This window comes from Hoskinsella mucinilytica (assembly GCF_045223415.1).
GTDB lineage: Bacteria > Bacillota_I > Bacilli_A > Erysipelotrichales > Erysipelotrichaceae > Hoskinsella > Hoskinsella mucinilytica.
The window spans coordinates 1-14,354 of sequence record NZ_JBEQZJ010000063.1; the positions used below are offsets into that span (position 1 = coordinate 1).

The following is a 14,354-nucleotide window of genomic DNA, read 5'->3' on the forward strand; positions in this document are numbered from 1 at the left end:
GATTTTCCCTTCTTTTCTTCCTCTTCTTTTCCCTTCGATAAGTCCTTCTTTTCTGCCTTCCATGATTCCTTCTTCAAGCACTCCTTGACTAAAATTACACATATTTTCAACCTCCTCTTCTATGGTTCGTGTTAATTTGATTCTATATTCTCTTAGATATTGTTTCTTTTCTTCTGCTGGCATTTGGGATTGAAACAAAATACATTAGTTTCTGTAGACTTTGTTCCTTGTTCTCATAATCATATGTCTTTGCTGGATAGATGATAACTACATGGATGAGATCATAATCCTTTTCAGGTTCCTCACACAGTTGTCCATTTCGCTCTTTTACTAGATAATAATGGTCTATCACATTATCTAGTTTTTTACTATGGTTCAAACAGATCCAGATAGAATACGATTTATTGAGATCATCAAATTTTGACTTTTCAAATCCTCCTGGTGCATTCTTTTGTCCTGCTACGATTCTACAATCATAATAGACACATCGCTTAGGTAAGTGATATATAAGATTGTCTGTATTCTGAGCTTCTACATTGATCATTAATCCTATATACTCATCTTTACTTCCTTCTTTGGGAGCATATGCTTGAAATAAGATATCATAGCGAATCATTGAACCACTAATTTTTTTCATCTTCAACATTTAATCCTACTATTTTATCATTTCCATTTCTTTTCGCTTCTAAACCAGGTGTTCCTTCCATATACTTTACAATTTCATCTAATTCCATACTTTGATATTCACTGATACATGATTTCATAATATATGCCAATATCTGCTTATTACTTAATATCTTCTTACAATAGTTGTCATAAGCTTTTTCTAGTTGTCTTTCATCGATAGCTGAAGCTATCTCAAGATTTTCTTCCATTTTCAGTTCTCCTTTATTGCGATTTACTCGCTATAATGGTTAAAACTAATCAAATCTATAATATTCTTTTAAGATTCCTGATAAATGGAAATATTCTTACATGGAAATAACCATGTATAACTTTTACAACTATATTATACTTAATTATCTTTAAATGTAAAGAGTGAATTAAAAAAATTAAGACTGATTTGTCTTATTCTCTTGCATTATTTTTAATCAGATAACCTATACCATAACAGGTAGAAGCATATACTAAGCAAGGTACTGCAGCCGCAAGAAATGCTTGAAGGCAATAGCTCCATTGTGCTGCCATTGTCGTATTGTAATTTTCACAATATGCTCCTAATTGTTGATAAGTTACCACTAATGTATATCCTAAATATAATACCAACAACACCGTTAATACATAAAATACCATATATATGTTCTTGTTGTTGTTACTGCTTTTGTCGTTTTTTTTCATAATTGCCTCTTTCCTTATTACTCTTTTTTATCTAGTTTGTATTTTTGTACCCAGTTATCAAATAACTCTTCATTTAACTTTTGTGATTGGTTGATACCATTGATACATTTTCCATCTTTTGCGTAAAAAATACCTGGAGTAGAATCAAAATTTGGAAAATATGTCTGAATCAACGCTCTGTTTACACTAGGTAATTCTTTTTCCTCATCTAAAGGAACCTCATAAATCACAACGTGATGATTCTTTCGATAAGATTCAAACATTTCATGAAATTCAGCACAATAGCCACATGTTGACTGTGTAAATACTATAACAAATTCCTTTTGTTCCTTCATCATGGTTTCCATATCTGACAAAGAAATCAATTTTATTTCACCTGCTGATGTATCTCTTTCATAACCTGTACAACCACATAATAAAAAAGTAATCATTAGAAAAACACTGCATATTCTTTTCATAATGACCTCCAATTTGTTGTTTTTTTGTTACCGCATGTTTATGATACCTTATATTTTCATAAATTACAAGACAGAAAAAAAGACTCTTCCTAGAATTCATAATTCTTCTATGGAACAGCCTTTTTCCTTACATCATCTTATTTGCCAAATGTTTTGATTAATTTGATTGCTGTCTTTAATACTTTTTCGCCATCCATCATACCATAAGCAGCGGTATCAATAACTGCAACTGGTGTAATTTCACCAAATTTTTTGTTTGTTTCCTCAAACAGGTATTTTACCTGAGGACCTAACAAAATGCAGTCAGGATGTAATTCATCCACGATATCCTGAATTTTCGCATGTGAAAATGCCTTTACCTCTACTGGCAAATTGTGAGCATCTCCAACTTCTTGCATTTTCTGAGCTAGCATACTTGTTGACATTCCAGCGCTACAAAATAAATAGATTCTTTTCATTGTAAATCTCTCCTCTCTTGTTATTTTATTACTTACTCTTTTCCAGAGCTGTAATCCGTTCATAGTTTTCAATCATTTCTTCTGCTATGATTTTAAATGCCTCAGCGCTCATTAGCTGATCTTCTGCATGAATCAACAATAAACAAGGTTCTACCTTTTCGCCACTTGCTTCCTGTTGAATCATTTTTGCATGAGCCTCATGACCTGTAAGAAAGCTTTGCTCTCCTTCTGCTACCATGTCTCTTGCTTGTTCAAAATTTCCTTTTTTTGCTTCCTGAATTGCCTCAATATAGCTGGAACGCGCCATTCCAACCGCAGAGATGATTTGAAAACACTGCAGTTCTAAACCTTCCATATGCACCCTCCTTAAATCGGTGACTCCTACCACGCACTATTATTATACTTTACAAAATTTATAATTGTTTTTAACACGACTTCCTAGCCATTAGGAAAAATCTTATGATAGCCTTATGATGCTATTACTTCCTAATCTACTAGGAAAACAATTTGTACGCAGTTGTATCTTTCATTCACTATAATGAAGACATAAGGAAAGAAGGTAATGAAATGTTAGAACATACTTGGTCATTAGATGCCTTATATAAAGGTTTTGATGATGACAAATTTCAAAACGATTTACAGGATCTACATCTATTATACGACACTTTTACTCATTTTTGTGAGAAATTGTCTACATATGATGAACAAATTAAAGTAATTAAAAGCGTAAAGCTATTAGAAAAGGAATATGACTTATCTTATCGATTACGTTTGTATTGCATTTTACGTCAATCAGTTGATACTTCAGATAAAGAAACACTTGGTTATTTAAATATTGTGAATAGCCGTATATCAAGCTTTTCTTTATATAAAGCACAATTAAAGGATGTTATTGCACATAGTGAACACCTTGATGAAATCATAGAGGGAAATGATTGGTTAAAGGGGTACTCTTTTATCCTTCATGAAATGAAAGATAAAGCAAGTCATGCATTGAGTAGTGAAGCAGAAGGTATTTTATCAAATGTAAATCAAACAAGCGTAAAAGCTTTTTCGGATATGTATTATCATTTAACATCACATGTCAGTGTGGAATGTCTAGGCAAAACCATGACATTAACTGAAGTTAAAAATCTATGTCACTCCACTAGTAAAGATATTCGTAAAGAAGCTTTTTTATGTGAAATGAAAGCTTATGAACAAATCAAAGAACCATTGGCATTCTCTGTCAACAATATCAAACGTCAACAAATGATGGAATCTCATTTACGAGGGTATCAAGATCCATTAGAAAAAATGCTGATCGATTCACGTATGCAAAGAGAAACATTAGATGCAATGTATGGAGCTGTGGATAAATATCTTCCGAAGTTCCATGAATATCTGCGTACGAAAGCAAGTATGCTTGGTTATGATAACGGACTCCCTTGGTATGATATTTATGCTACCATCGGAGATGGAGATATGACCTTTACCATAGATGATTGTGAAGCATATATCCTGAAACACTTCAAAAACTTCTCTCAGGATTTATATGAGATGACAAAACAAGCAATGGAAGAACATTGGATTGATTATCCAAGTCATGCCGGAAAACAAAGCGGTGCTTTCTGTAAAAATCTAGGTTGGATCAAACAAAGTCGCATCATTACCAATTATTCCGATACTTTAAGTGATGTGATTACTGTAGCACACGAATTAGGTCATGCCTATCATGGAATGATGATCGAAGATCAACAGCCTTTAAATCGTGAATACTGTATGCCATTAGCAGAAACAGCTTCCACCTTTAACGAAAACATTATGTACAACGCCTTGATTCATGATGCAGATGAAAAAAACAAATTATTCTTAATGGATACTCAACTTGCGGCATTATGTCAAAACATTTGTGATATTTATACTCGATTCACCTTTGAAAAATCTATTTTCGATCATTGTGAAGACCGCTTCATGTTCGCAAATGATTTGGAGAATCTTATGCTTGATGCAGAGAAAAAATGCTTTGGAAATGGTATGGATCATGATTGGTTACACCCATTCCGTTGGATTACGAAAGTACATTACTATATTCCGGATATTGCCTATTATAACTTTCCATATACCTTTGGTGCTTTATTCTCACGTGGTTTATATGCAATGTATGAAAAGGAAGGAGCTTCTTTCTTACCGAAATATCGTGCCTTGTTAAAAGCTTCTACAACTAACACTGTTGAGGATACTGCTATGGTTGCAGGAATTGATTTAACAAAACCGGATTTCTGGGAAGCTTCTTTACAATCCATCACCAATCAAATGGATCAATTCTTAGATCTTGTAAAGGGGATAAAGCAATGATACCATTTTTCAATCTACATGATGATATCGGCACAGATATCTTTGATCATAGAGATAGTGAACCAGAGCGTTTAGATACTTATCATTATCCTAAAATGAAACAAGGTGGCATCGATACGACAGCATTTGTTTGTTGTTTTTCAAGCCAGGAAACAACTTGGCAAGATATGGTGGATCAAATCCTTTATGTCAATCAAAAAATACAAGAAAGCAAACATTTTGCATTTGACTATTCCAAAGATATCCGTGTATTCCTTGCGGTAGAAGGAATGTGTGGTATCAAAGATCAGGCAAAAGAAAAAATACACTGGCTTTATGAACATAATGTACGTTGTGGAAGTCTTTGTTGGAATGATCGTAATGCTCTTGCTTGTGGCGCAAAGAGTGGTAATATGCCTTTAACTCCCCTTGGTATAGAATGTATTCAAGCCATGAATGAAGTACATATGGCAGTGGATATCAGTCACTCTTGTGAATGGAATACATACGATATGCAAAGAATCTCAACAACGCCAATCATTGCAACTCATAGCAATGTTCGTGGTTTGTTCAATCACTATCGCCATTTAAGTGATCCTCAAATTCAAATGATCATGGAAAAAGGTGGTATCATAGGATGCATTCCAGTGCGTTGGTTTGTCACAAGAGATGAAAGCAAACAGACCTTAGATGAATTTATCAACGTGATTGATTATTTAAAAGAACGCTATGGCACCAAGCAAATCGCAATAGGTTTTGATTTCATGGATTATATGGATGATTCAAGTTGTATGGTAAAGGACTTAGATAGTGTTGCTCATATACAAAACCTAGCTCTTCGCTTAATGGAAAGAGGTTATAGTGAAGAAGAAACTAGTGATATTTGCTTTCATAATGCCAATCGTTTTATGAGCTCTTATTTGGTCTATGGATAGAAAAGACTTTAGATAAAAGGTACCAACCTAAATGAGTGAGGGTACCTTTTTGATTATTATCTAACATATCAAATTGATATTATCGTCACATATGAAAAAGAGAGAAGTATTTAACACGGGTATCGGATTATTTTTCATAAACCGCTGATTTATTTTGTTACACAAATTTGCTTCATATAAATTCCTATATGATTCCTTACAATCACTTGAAAGAATTCCTGTTTCTATATGGTATGCTTTATTGATATTTTCTCTTACTAAATAGTCTAATAGAGTTTTCGTATACTTTCTAATATCTGCGATTACGCTCTCATTACCTACGATCTGTTTATATTGGCTACCATTTTCCGTTATTAAATCAGATAATTTATAATAACAATTAAAATAATCAGAATCAGGAATTGATTAGGATTTGTTTTGTTTCTCTCTGGTTATATCAATGCGTGGGTTTACCAAATCATATTTCTTAGCAATATCCGAAAAATTTTTGATCATATAATAATAGGCTTAACTAGAATATTGGTGTGATAACTAAAAGTAATTAAAAAGCTAAAGCGAATATATCCTCGGTTGCTAGCTGACGGATAAAGAAGTAACTGACACGATTTCTGAGTCTGCATATCAAATCCAATAGACGTTCCTGCTTATCGTAATCTTTGTATTCTTTCTGAATCACAAAAAGAGCAGCATATCGATTTATATATTTACTTGCTACACCTCTATATTTTGTGTATTGCTGTTGAATTTGGTTATGAAAACTATTCACATTATTTAAGTGATTCACTTTATCATATTCTTCTTTTGACTTAACTACTTTTGTAGTACAGTTTTTTTCTTCCAATAGTTTATGATAACTAGCAAGTCCATCTGTCCACACATAACTATCCATTTCCATGTGTTCGGATAGATTCATGATATCTTCTGAACTTGGTCTAGACATATTAAAAGCATGCAGAAACGCAGTTCCTCCTCTCTCTACTCCGGTTAAAAGGCATAGCTGTTCATCAGATATTCCCCTTTTGATGGCTGGCATACCGCTATGTTTACTTTTAACCCCTTCGATTTTACAGCCTTTATGATTACGAGGGAAGTATTTTTCATCCAGTTCAACATTATCGGCTAGAGTATATGGGCACCACCATTTCTTCCAGTACATGCAAAAATTTATGACGCATATTAAATACTGTGCATTCATGAACCTTGAGCTTCTTGGCAGACTCCCTAAGAGATACTCCATCAAGAGTATCGGTTATAAGCGTATTCCATTTATCTTGAGATTGATGAGAATAAAAGGTCAGTTGGCCATGGTCAACAACAAAGCGCTTCCCACAGTGCTTGCACTGTAATAACGGTTTACCAGAATTCGCTCTGCCATTCTTACGAAGATTTGGATGTGAGATACCACATTTAGGACACACATTGAAATGATAGGTTTCTGAAGCTACATTGATTTTGAGATAGTCTTCTACCTGGACGTTTATACTCTGGATTTGATAATCGTACAATTTGTCTAGAATTTCAGGATATAGTATTTTTTGTTCTTTCATAAAGGTCCCCTCCTTCACCTTTATGATAGCACCCATTCTTACACTATTCATGTAAGAATAAAAAAATCACACCAATTTTTTAGTTAAGCCTAATAATAAAAGCCATGAGGGTCCTTACATGTTCCTATCATAATTTTCAATATACCATGTGGATCTTGAATCGGAACTCTTAAATGATGCAAATACTTTAAAATGTTTAGAACATGATCCTCATCACAACTTTCTATTTCAAAATCACCTTGTGAGCTTACAATATGCAAAACCACATGGAATTGCTGACCTACGATTCCCAGATTTACGATACGCATTGCAGCCGATACTTCCACTTCTTTGATTTCCTGATATGCGATCGTTAAATATGGTGCTTTTCCTCTATAATCATATATGATCATTTCTTGGTCATCATATAAAATTCTGGTCATTAACAAATAACGAAACGTATTAGCTGCAAATTGAATCACAACAGGAGTAGCATAAAGGCGATGTTCCCCTTTTGGTATGATATTGGCATATATGATATACTTTTTTGCAAGTCTAATGAAATCAGTTGTTTTCATATCGTACTTCCTCCTCTTTTCTATGGATATAGGTATCCATATTAATATCATTTTGTATCAAACAAAGTTGCAATTGATAAGGGTCATGGAACTGATGAATACGACTGGATAACAATAACAATAGATATTTCAGATTTTGTTTGGATAACTCACTTGGTTGAATGAATAAAACTTCTCTATTTGAAAATATAAGTTGTAACTGATATTCATTATGTTGGTTCTTACCCGCCACTTCATAAGTTAATTCACATGAAGTGAAATCTCGGTATGCATAATATTTTTTTTCAGGTGGTTTATTTCTGAATACGTACCAATACATTTGATTCGGATAATGATATTTCGTAAAGCCATGTTCATCAAATACGATACAATCCTTGCTCTCTTGATGCTGTTTATAGAAATAAACACAAGGAAGTCCTATCAGCCAAAGTAAACCATAGCCTATGGAACCTAAATACTCGTTTTCAACCATTGAAGAAATATATAAAGTAAATAGACCTCCCATGACAATGAACATGATAGAAGAAGCAACTAGCCTTTGTCGAATGGTACTTTTTGTTGAAATAGATCCACAGCAAATTTGTTTCATAGGACATGTCTCCTTTCATCCAACATTGCAAGTAGTTGTTTTTTTCTTCTCCTGCTTAAGGGAAATACCGTTTGATTTATCATGATGACACGATCATTTTGTACCATATCAAGATAGGAGACATGAATGATGGTTTGACGATTGATAGAAATAAACTCATTGGTAAGAAGTTTTGCTATCTTTTCTAATGAAGTAAATTGTGTCAACATTCTTTGATCCTTTAATAATAGATAAACAAAGCCATCTTCATACATACAGGCGTAAATATCTTTATATTTGATATATTGCTTTCCTTGTGCATGATGAATACAGATGGATGTGACATTCATTAAGTAAGAATGAATACTTCTTAAACAGGAAGGAAGTCGTTCGACAAGCTGTTCATGCAAAATATACTGATAAACGTATAAGCCCATAATTTCCAATAGCTGATCACTATGATCTGCTAGCAATATTAAAATTGTTTTTTCATTCAATTTTTTTAGGCTTTCAATGATATCTTTTCGTTTATGAGAGGAATTAGATAAATCAACGATCATAATATCTGTGATTTTTCGCTCTACGATCCTAAAATCTTCTTCTTTAGAGATGATATCTTCTATGGTGTGCATTCGGGCGATATCATCACACCATATCGTAATTTCAAACATGCTCTCCCTCCTTCCTACTTAAAGTATATCAGAAAAATACGAGGTTACCCAAAAACTATATGGAACGGCTGTTTTTTAAGGATGAGCGGTAAAAAAACAACAGCATAAAGCCATTGTTTTGTTTACTGTATATTAGCGTATTTGTTGGTTCATTTCTTTGATTTTATCCCAATTGACACGGCGACAGAATTCAGCGATTGCTTCCACTGTTTGTACATAGTCCTTACGATGAATAAGTAAGCGATGGGAATGCATGTATCTTGTTGGAATACTTAACGTCATTGTTATGATACCATCAAATGCTTTATGAATATTATCTGCATCTGTTCCCCCTACGGTCATCATATCATAATTAATATCAAGATTTAAATCACGACAGATTTCTTCCATTTCATGAAGCAATGCTTTGTGTCCGATAATACCTGCATCCATCACACTCAACACTACACCACCACCAAGTTTGATATCCCCTTGATCTGCAGGAGTGTCCATCGCTGTAGTTACATCTAATGCGATAGCAACATCTGGATGAATGAAATTAGCAGCTGTTCTTGCGCCACGTAGACCTACTTCTTCTTGTACGGTACCAACTGCATACACGTTAGCAACATGATCATCCTTTTGAATACGATACAACACATCCGCAGCTAATGCAGCACATAAACGATCATCCCATGCCTTACCCATTAGATAATTAGGATTGTTCATGACTTCAAATTTAGTATCGGGAGTAATCATATCTCCGATTTGAATACCCAGCTCTAGAATTTCTTCTCTACTATCAACACCCATATCTAAGAACATATCTACAGGTTTGATTACTCTTTCTTTTACATCTTTAGGAAGTCCATGGGGTGCACTAGAACCTACGACACCATGATAACGTTTCCCTTCTTTGGTTGTCACATATAAAGTCTGTGCCGGTAATACGTGTCCCCACCAGCCACCAACAGGTAACATTCTGATAAAGCCGTTTTTATCGATTTCTCTTACCATAAAACCAACCTCATCCATATGTCCGCAAATCATGACCTTAGGTCCATCCTCATGGCCTTTTTGAAGACCAACAATAGAACCGATATTATCATAGGTGATTTCATCAGTTACCGGTTCTAACCACTTTTTCATGATACGACTAACTTCTTTTTCACATCCAGAAATACCATGTGCCTCGCTAAGCTCAGCAATCATTTCCAGATTCATTTCTCCATAAGCTTCTTTCATGCTATCACCTCTTAACGGTTTTCTGCTTTGAAGGCATTGATTTTTTCTTCATTCAAAGATGTTATAATGGAAAGAACTGCTGTTTTTGCGGCTGTATAATCACGTACATCAATGATAGAGTTTCCAGTATGTACATTTCTACCACAGATACAAGCACTTAAGGTAGGGCATCCGGCAAATAATTTATGAACCCATGCTGCATCTGTTTGTCCCATATTATAGAAGTATTGATAAGGCAATTCTTCTTTTTCACATGTTTCTACTAAGGTATCTAATAACATACGATTTGGCATCATACCTTTATCATAATAACGTACCAATACACCTTTTCCAATCTGTCCTACTGCATTATCTTTTCCAGTTACATCATTAGCAAAAGAGCAGTCCATTACAATTCCCATATCCGGATGAATCAAGCCAGTAGCTGTAGTTCCTCCACGCATACCGACTTCTTCTTGTACAGTAGCACCGATATATAGATCTACATCTAGTTCTACATCTTTTAAAGCCTGTAGTAATTCGATTGCCATGATACAACCATAACGATCATCCCATGCCTTAGATAGGATTCTTTCTCCATGAGATAATACTGTGAATGGCCCATCCAATACTGCACTATCGCCAACATGAATTCCCATTTCTTCTACCATTGCAGGGTTTTCAGCTCCAAAATCAATCAACATTTTTTTCGTATCACAAGCTTTGATATCATCATTATCCGCTACGATGGTACCAAAATATTCTGAACCATTGGATGCTTTTACTCTTACTCTTTGTGCATGTAGACTTTGGGCATCAATTCCTCCAATTGTGATAAATCCAACAAGCCCATTCTTCTTGATGCTGGTGATCATAAAACCAACTTCATCCATATGTCCACATACCATAACTCTAGGTGCATGCTCTTTTTTTGATTTCTTTACCGCAAAGATTGATCCCAGATTATCATAAATAATTTCATCTGCATAAGCTTCCATGTGTTTCTTCATTGCCTGTGAAACTGCTTTTTCATCCCCTGCAATCCCGATCAGTTGTGTCATTTCTTCCATCAAAGCAAGTGTTTGTTTTTCTAACATATAAGTTACCTTCTTTCCTTATTACATAGCTATTATAATGCTTTTTCTTACATCGTATTTGAAGTTTGTTTCCTAGTATCTAGGAAGAAGAAAACAGCGCTATCACACGCTGCTTCTTTTGTTAAAAAATGTAATCCTAGTGATATGCGTGTTCTGCGATAATAGCGCTTGTATCAGCTTTTTCAGCCAATGCTTTAGCTAATTCACACATAACGGTCAATGCCTGTGGAAGGCCAGTTCCACCTTTCTTTGGCATTTTAAGAATGGTTACTTTATCTTTGAATTCTTCGATTGCTGCACTACATTCTTCAGACATGATTGCAAATGCCGGAATAGGTAGGTGTTCATTGATCGTCAATGCTGTTTTTGCGGCCATTTTAGCATAGCTTCCATAATTGAAGCAAGGTCCGCAAATGACAACATCCGGATTGATTTTCTTTACCATTGCAGCGAATTTTTTTGCATTTGTTTCAGGATCAGCAGCGAATGTACCATCTCCACACCACAAAGTAGCACAAATCGTTCCACCCATATCCTTCATTGTTTTTTCAAACATGTTACATGAACCAATTGCCATTGGTTTTCCACCTAGTGCTAAATCAGGACTTTCTTTTCCACCAAGTCCAGCTTGTGTCTGATCAAATACCATCAATACTTTCATTTTTCCTGTTCTCCTTGTTCTTTTTTTCTTTTCTTCAAGAGGATCAATGCCTTTTTCAAAACTTTTTCACCATCCATCATACCATAATCATCCTGATCGATCAGCATGACAGGTGTATGCTCATCATATTTGTCCACAACCTGTTGAAACATGTATTTAACCTGTGGGCCTAACAGAATCACATCCGGATGCTTTTCATCTACGATCTTTTGGATCTTCTTATTGGAAAATGCTAAAATCTCAATTGGTAATAAATGGGTATTTGCAACTTCTTGCATCCTACTTGCCAATAGACTGGTAGACATTCCCTGATCACAAAACAGATAAATCCGTTTCACAAAAGGCACCTCCCTTTCTTTACAATACCATTATAGTCCTTTTTTCAGCTTTTCACTTCAATTCTATTTCCTAATACCTAGGAAGTAGTCATAACGCTACTATGATTGTATAACAAATGATCATCAAAAAACAAGTAAAAGAAAGACAGATAGAATACTTTACGTTTCCATCTGTCTATTGATCATAAATTTTAATACATGTTCATAAGTGATCGTTCCATTGTTTGCTTACTTCGCCCTTTAAGCTAAACATATAGGATCACAATCTGTATTCTTATCTCTTATAGATCATCTAAAGATAAGTCATCGAATGAGAAGTCTTCTTCTTCCTCTACATTCTCTGCTTCCTCTTCTTCTTTCAAATAAGTCTTGTCCAAAGCCTTGATGAATGGGAAATATACAACACATCCTAAGAAGAGTAGAATTAATTGCCATACTGAGGCAATCCAGCTTCCTGTTGATAACCAACCAGAGAAACCGATTGGTGTTGTCCAAGGAAGGTTAACACCAGTTGTTTTCGGAACGATACCAGCACTAACTACTAAATATGATAAGACTAGATTCATCATTGGAACCAAGATGAATGGAACGATAACAATAGGGTTTAATACGATAGGAAGACCGAAGATAATTGGTTCATTGATACCGAAGATACCTGGAACGATACTTAATTTTCCAAGTTTTGTGATACGTTCTGATTTACAGAACAGAAGCATACAAATGACAAGTGATAAGGTACTTCCTCCACCACCGAAGTTACAGAAGAAGTTGGAGAATGGATTGGTAAAGATATATGGTAGATCAGCATTAGGTACACCTGCTTCAAATGCCAACAACTGATCAGCTGTCAATACGTTACCAATGAAGTAAACAGAGTTCATAACTGCTGGTCCATTGATACCAAAGAACCATAAGAATGTACACATGAAGGAGTATAAAGCATTCGCTCCAAGCGTATCTCCCAATCCCTTCATAGGTGTCTGTAATACTGTAAATACAAATCCCTGTGCTGTTTCGAATGGTGTCATCTCAAATAAGATACGTACTAAGAAACATACGATCATAACGATTGCACTAGGAACCAAAGCAGCAAATGAATCAGCTACTGCAGGTGGAACACCTTTTGGCATTTTGATTGTCCATCCTTTTTTGTATACCCAGATGAACAACAATACACACAGAATAGAGCAAACCAGAGCCATAAAGATTCCATCTGGTCCAACATAATCAAATGATAAACCTGCGAATGCACTTTCTAATACAACTTGACCATCGTCATTTACTGCATCCAATACAGTAGGCATCATAATGAAGTAAGATACTAAAGCAACTGCAGCTCCCTGAATCTTATCTCCACCAAATTCTCTAGCCATTGCATAACCAGTACCTAAACAAGTCAATAAACCAGTACAGTTGAATGTTGCACGTGATACTGCCTTAAACCATTGTTCCCAACCGGAACCTAAGATTCCAGTCCAGAAGTCTGCCCATCCTGGAATTGGGAAGTTAGCAATCAGCAAGAAGATTGAACCAACGATCAATAATGGAGTAGCAATCAGGAAACCATCACGAATGGCGATCAATACACGATTTTTACTCAAAACATCGGACATTGGCATTAATAGCTTTTCTAGCTTGTCGAACATTTTATTTCCTCCTCTAAATTTTGTTTTTAAAAAATATATTTGGCGCGCGTTATATTTTTTACACTCTTATTATAAACAATCCTTACTTTCCTTGACATGAAAAACCTTTCCTAACTTATAGGAAATCATTTTTCCTACTCTCATAAAAATTAGGAAAGCATTATAGATAAAGGCTTATCTTTATATTAATAACTTTCTGTTTGATTATCTTTTTCCTAAGTAAAAGGAAATTAAGTCTTATTAAATGGCTTTTATTTCATCCTAATATAGATGGATTTCAGTTACCAGCTAGAGCATATCAAAAACTTCACAAGTTCCTATCATGAAAAAAGAGAATTCACTTTACACTTTGAATCCTCTTCGTTTGAGTATAGCTTATCTGTTTTGTTCAACGGCAATTTTCAATTCTTCGATAGTATCATAATCAAAGATGAAATCTGTGATATGATCTAATTGCACTTGATTCAATGTTTTTAACCATGTTGTTTCGTCTTTTCCGTATTTTTTCTTTATTTGATGCTTGATCAGACGATATTTTTCTTGTTGTTTCCCTTTCAACAA

19 protein-coding genes are annotated in these 14,354 nt (G+C 34.7%); 2 read left to right on the forward strand and 17 right to left on the reverse strand.

Translation table 11 applies throughout. The features are described from left to right. Positions 1-142: 142 nt before the first annotated feature. The 6 genes from UGRO018_RS16425 to UGRO018_RS16450 form a co-directional block, all read right to left on the reverse strand. On the reverse strand, positions 143-637 hold the full coding sequence (locus UGRO018_RS16425) for a hypothetical protein (RefSeq protein ID WP_416327592.1): 495 nt from the start codon (positions 635-637) through the stop codon (positions 143-145). Continuing rightward, positions 624-875, reverse strand: a complete 252-nt coding sequence (locus UGRO018_RS16430) for a hypothetical protein (RefSeq protein WP_416327593.1) — start codon at positions 873-875, stop codon at positions 624-626. Before UGRO018_RS16430 ends, UGRO018_RS16425 begins: the two co-directional genes overlap by 14 nt. Before the next feature lie 193 nt (positions 876-1,068). Continuing rightward, entirely contained in the window at positions 1,069-1,338 is a 270-nt protein-coding gene (locus UGRO018_RS16435; protein WP_416327594.1) for a hypothetical protein, read from the reverse strand. Positions 1,339-1,355: 17 nt separating this feature from the next. Next, the gene (locus UGRO018_RS16440; protein ID WP_416327595.1) at positions 1,356-1,796 is read right to left on the reverse strand and encodes a thioredoxin fold domain-containing protein; all 441 of its coding nucleotides are present in this window, start codon (positions 1,794-1,796) and stop codon (positions 1,356-1,358) included. Between the two features lie 137 nt (positions 1,797-1,933). Further along, positions 1,934-2,254, reverse strand: coding sequence for a PTS sugar transporter subunit IIB (locus UGRO018_RS16445; protein WP_416327596.1), 321 nt, complete (start codon positions 2,252-2,254; stop codon positions 1,934-1,936). A gap of 28 nt (positions 2,255-2,282) precedes the next feature. Continuing rightward, positions 2,283-2,609: a PTS lactose/cellobiose transporter subunit IIA gene (locus tag UGRO018_RS16450; RefSeq protein ID WP_416327597.1), complete on the reverse strand. Its 327-nt coding sequence runs from the start codon at positions 2,607-2,609 to the stop codon at positions 2,283-2,285. Between the two features lie 212 nt (positions 2,610-2,821). On the opposite strand from UGRO018_RS16450, the gene UGRO018_RS16455 reads away from it, so the two are divergent. Both UGRO018_RS16455 and UGRO018_RS16460 read left to right on the forward strand, forming a co-directional pair. Beyond that, positions 2,822-4,591, forward strand: coding sequence for a M3 family oligoendopeptidase (locus tag UGRO018_RS16455; RefSeq protein ID WP_416327598.1), 1,770 nt, complete (start codon positions 2,822-2,824; stop codon positions 4,589-4,591). Next, complete coding sequence (locus UGRO018_RS16460) at positions 4,588-5,505, forward strand: dipeptidase (protein ID WP_416327599.1); 918 nt, start codon at positions 4,588-4,590, stop codon at positions 5,503-5,505. Before UGRO018_RS16455 ends, UGRO018_RS16460 begins: the two co-directional genes overlap by 4 nt. Before the next feature lie 541 nt (positions 5,506-6,046). Here UGRO018_RS16460 and UGRO018_RS16465 read toward each other — a convergent pair. From UGRO018_RS16465 to UGRO018_RS16515, 11 genes are all read right to left on the reverse strand, one after another. After that, positions 6,047-6,661, reverse strand: a complete 615-nt coding sequence (locus UGRO018_RS16465) for an IS1595 family transposase (protein ID WP_416327600.1) — start codon at positions 6,659-6,661, stop codon at positions 6,047-6,049. Next, positions 6,618-7,052 (reverse strand): transposase, encoded by a 435-nt coding sequence (locus UGRO018_RS16470; RefSeq protein ID WP_416327601.1) that lies wholly within the window; start codon positions 7,050-7,052, stop codon positions 6,618-6,620. Before UGRO018_RS16470 ends, UGRO018_RS16465 begins: the two co-directional genes overlap by 44 nt. Positions 7,053-7,141: 89 nt before the next feature. Continuing rightward, positions 7,142-7,609: a hypothetical protein gene (locus tag UGRO018_RS16475; protein WP_416327602.1), complete on the reverse strand. Its 468-nt coding sequence runs from the start codon at positions 7,607-7,609 to the stop codon at positions 7,142-7,144. Continuing rightward, positions 7,596-8,198 carry a hypothetical protein gene (locus UGRO018_RS16480; protein ID WP_416327603.1) on the reverse strand — a complete coding sequence of 201 codons (603 nt, stop codon included), beginning with the start codon at positions 8,196-8,198 and terminating at the stop codon, positions 7,596-7,598. The genes UGRO018_RS16475 and UGRO018_RS16480 overlap by 14 nt, the downstream gene beginning before the upstream one ends. After that, entirely contained in the window at positions 8,195-8,848 is a 654-nt protein-coding gene (locus UGRO018_RS16485; RefSeq protein ID WP_416327604.1) for a LytTR family transcriptional regulator DNA-binding domain-containing protein, read from the reverse strand. The genes UGRO018_RS16480 and UGRO018_RS16485 overlap by 4 nt, the downstream gene beginning before the upstream one ends. Positions 8,849-8,980: 132 nt before the next feature. Next, positions 8,981-10,072, reverse strand: coding sequence for a M42 family metallopeptidase (locus UGRO018_RS16490; protein ID WP_416327605.1), 1,092 nt, complete (start codon positions 10,070-10,072; stop codon positions 8,981-8,983). Between the two features lie 11 nt (positions 10,073-10,083). Next, positions 10,084-11,148, reverse strand: a complete 1,065-nt coding sequence (locus tag UGRO018_RS16495; protein WP_416327606.1) for a M42 family metallopeptidase — start codon at positions 11,146-11,148, stop codon at positions 10,084-10,086. 136 nt (positions 11,149-11,284) lie between these two features. Next, positions 11,285-11,809 (reverse strand): GrdB-related putative oxidoreductase, encoded by a 525-nt coding sequence (locus tag UGRO018_RS16500; RefSeq protein ID WP_416327607.1) that lies wholly within the window; start codon positions 11,807-11,809, stop codon positions 11,285-11,287. Next, positions 11,806-12,147 (reverse strand): PTS sugar transporter subunit IIB, encoded by a 342-nt coding sequence (locus UGRO018_RS16505; RefSeq protein WP_416327608.1) that lies wholly within the window; start codon positions 12,145-12,147, stop codon positions 11,806-11,808. Before UGRO018_RS16505 ends, UGRO018_RS16500 begins: the two co-directional genes overlap by 4 nt. Positions 12,148-12,428: 281 nt before the next feature. Further along, complete coding sequence (locus tag UGRO018_RS16510; protein ID WP_416327609.1) at positions 12,429-13,793, reverse strand: PTS sugar transporter subunit IIC; 1,365 nt, start codon at positions 13,791-13,793, stop codon at positions 12,429-12,431. 375 nt (positions 13,794-14,168) lie between these two features. Beyond that, a partial coding sequence (locus UGRO018_RS16515) for a DUF4351 domain-containing protein (RefSeq protein WP_416327610.1) occupies positions 14,169-14,354 on the reverse strand: 186 nt, incomplete at its 5' end.

What these genes read in the sequence shown, in the direction of transcription:
- UGRO018_RS16425 (WP_416327592.1), bottom strand. Translation starts at nt 637, where the DNA reads ATGAAAAAAATTAGTGGTTCAATGATTCGCTATGATATCTTATTTCAA.
- UGRO018_RS16430 (WP_416327593.1), bottom strand. Translation starts at nt 875, where the DNA reads ATGGAAGAAAATCTTGAGATAGCTTCAGCTATCGATGAAAGACAACTA.
- UGRO018_RS16435 (WP_416327594.1), bottom strand. Translation starts at nt 1,338, where the DNA reads ATGAAAAAAAACGACAAAAGCAGTAACAACAACAAGAACATATATATG.
- UGRO018_RS16440 (WP_416327595.1), bottom strand. Translation starts at nt 1,796, where the DNA reads ATGAAAAGAATATGCAGTGTTTTTCTAATGATTACTTTTTTATTATGT.
- UGRO018_RS16445 (WP_416327596.1), bottom strand. Translation starts at nt 2,254, where the DNA reads ATGAAAAGAATCTATTTATTTTGTAGCGCTGGAATGTCAACAAGTATG.
- UGRO018_RS16450 (WP_416327597.1), bottom strand. Translation starts at nt 2,609, where the DNA reads ATGGAAGGTTTAGAACTGCAGTGTTTTCAAATCATCTCTGCGGTTGGA.
- UGRO018_RS16455 (WP_416327598.1), top strand. Translation starts at nt 2,822, where the DNA reads ATGTTAGAACATACTTGGTCATTAGATGCCTTATATAAAGGTTTTGAT.
- UGRO018_RS16460 (WP_416327599.1), top strand. Translation starts at nt 4,588, where the DNA reads ATGATACCATTTTTCAATCTACATGATGATATCGGCACAGATATCTTT.
- UGRO018_RS16465 (WP_416327600.1), bottom strand. Translation starts at nt 6,661, where the DNA reads ATGTACTGGAAGAAATGGTGGTGCCCATATACTCTAGCCGATAATGTT.
- UGRO018_RS16470 (WP_416327601.1), bottom strand. Translation starts at nt 7,052, where the DNA reads ATGAAAGAACAAAAAATACTATATCCTGAAATTCTAGACAAATTGTAC.
- UGRO018_RS16475 (WP_416327602.1), bottom strand. Translation starts at nt 7,609, where the DNA reads ATGAAAACAACTGATTTCATTAGACTTGCAAAAAAGTATATCATATAT.
- UGRO018_RS16480 (WP_416327603.1), bottom strand. Translation starts at nt 8,198, where the DNA reads ATGAAACAAATTTGCTGTGGATCTATTTCAACAAAAAGTACCATTCGA.
- UGRO018_RS16485 (WP_416327604.1), bottom strand. Translation starts at nt 8,848, where the DNA reads ATGTTTGAAATTACGATATGGTGTGATGATATCGCCCGAATGCACACC.
- UGRO018_RS16490 (WP_416327605.1), bottom strand. Translation starts at nt 10,072, where the DNA reads ATGAAAGAAGCTTATGGAGAAATGAATCTGGAAATGATTGCTGAGCTT.
- UGRO018_RS16495 (WP_416327606.1), bottom strand. Translation starts at nt 11,148, where the DNA reads ATGTTAGAAAAACAAACACTTGCTTTGATGGAAGAAATGACACAACTG.
- UGRO018_RS16500 (WP_416327607.1), bottom strand. Translation starts at nt 11,809, where the DNA reads ATGAAAGTATTGATGGTATTTGATCAGACACAAGCTGGACTTGGTGGA.
- UGRO018_RS16510 (WP_416327609.1), bottom strand. Translation starts at nt 13,793, where the DNA reads ATGTTCGACAAGCTAGAAAAGCTATTAATGCCAATGTCCGATGTTTTG.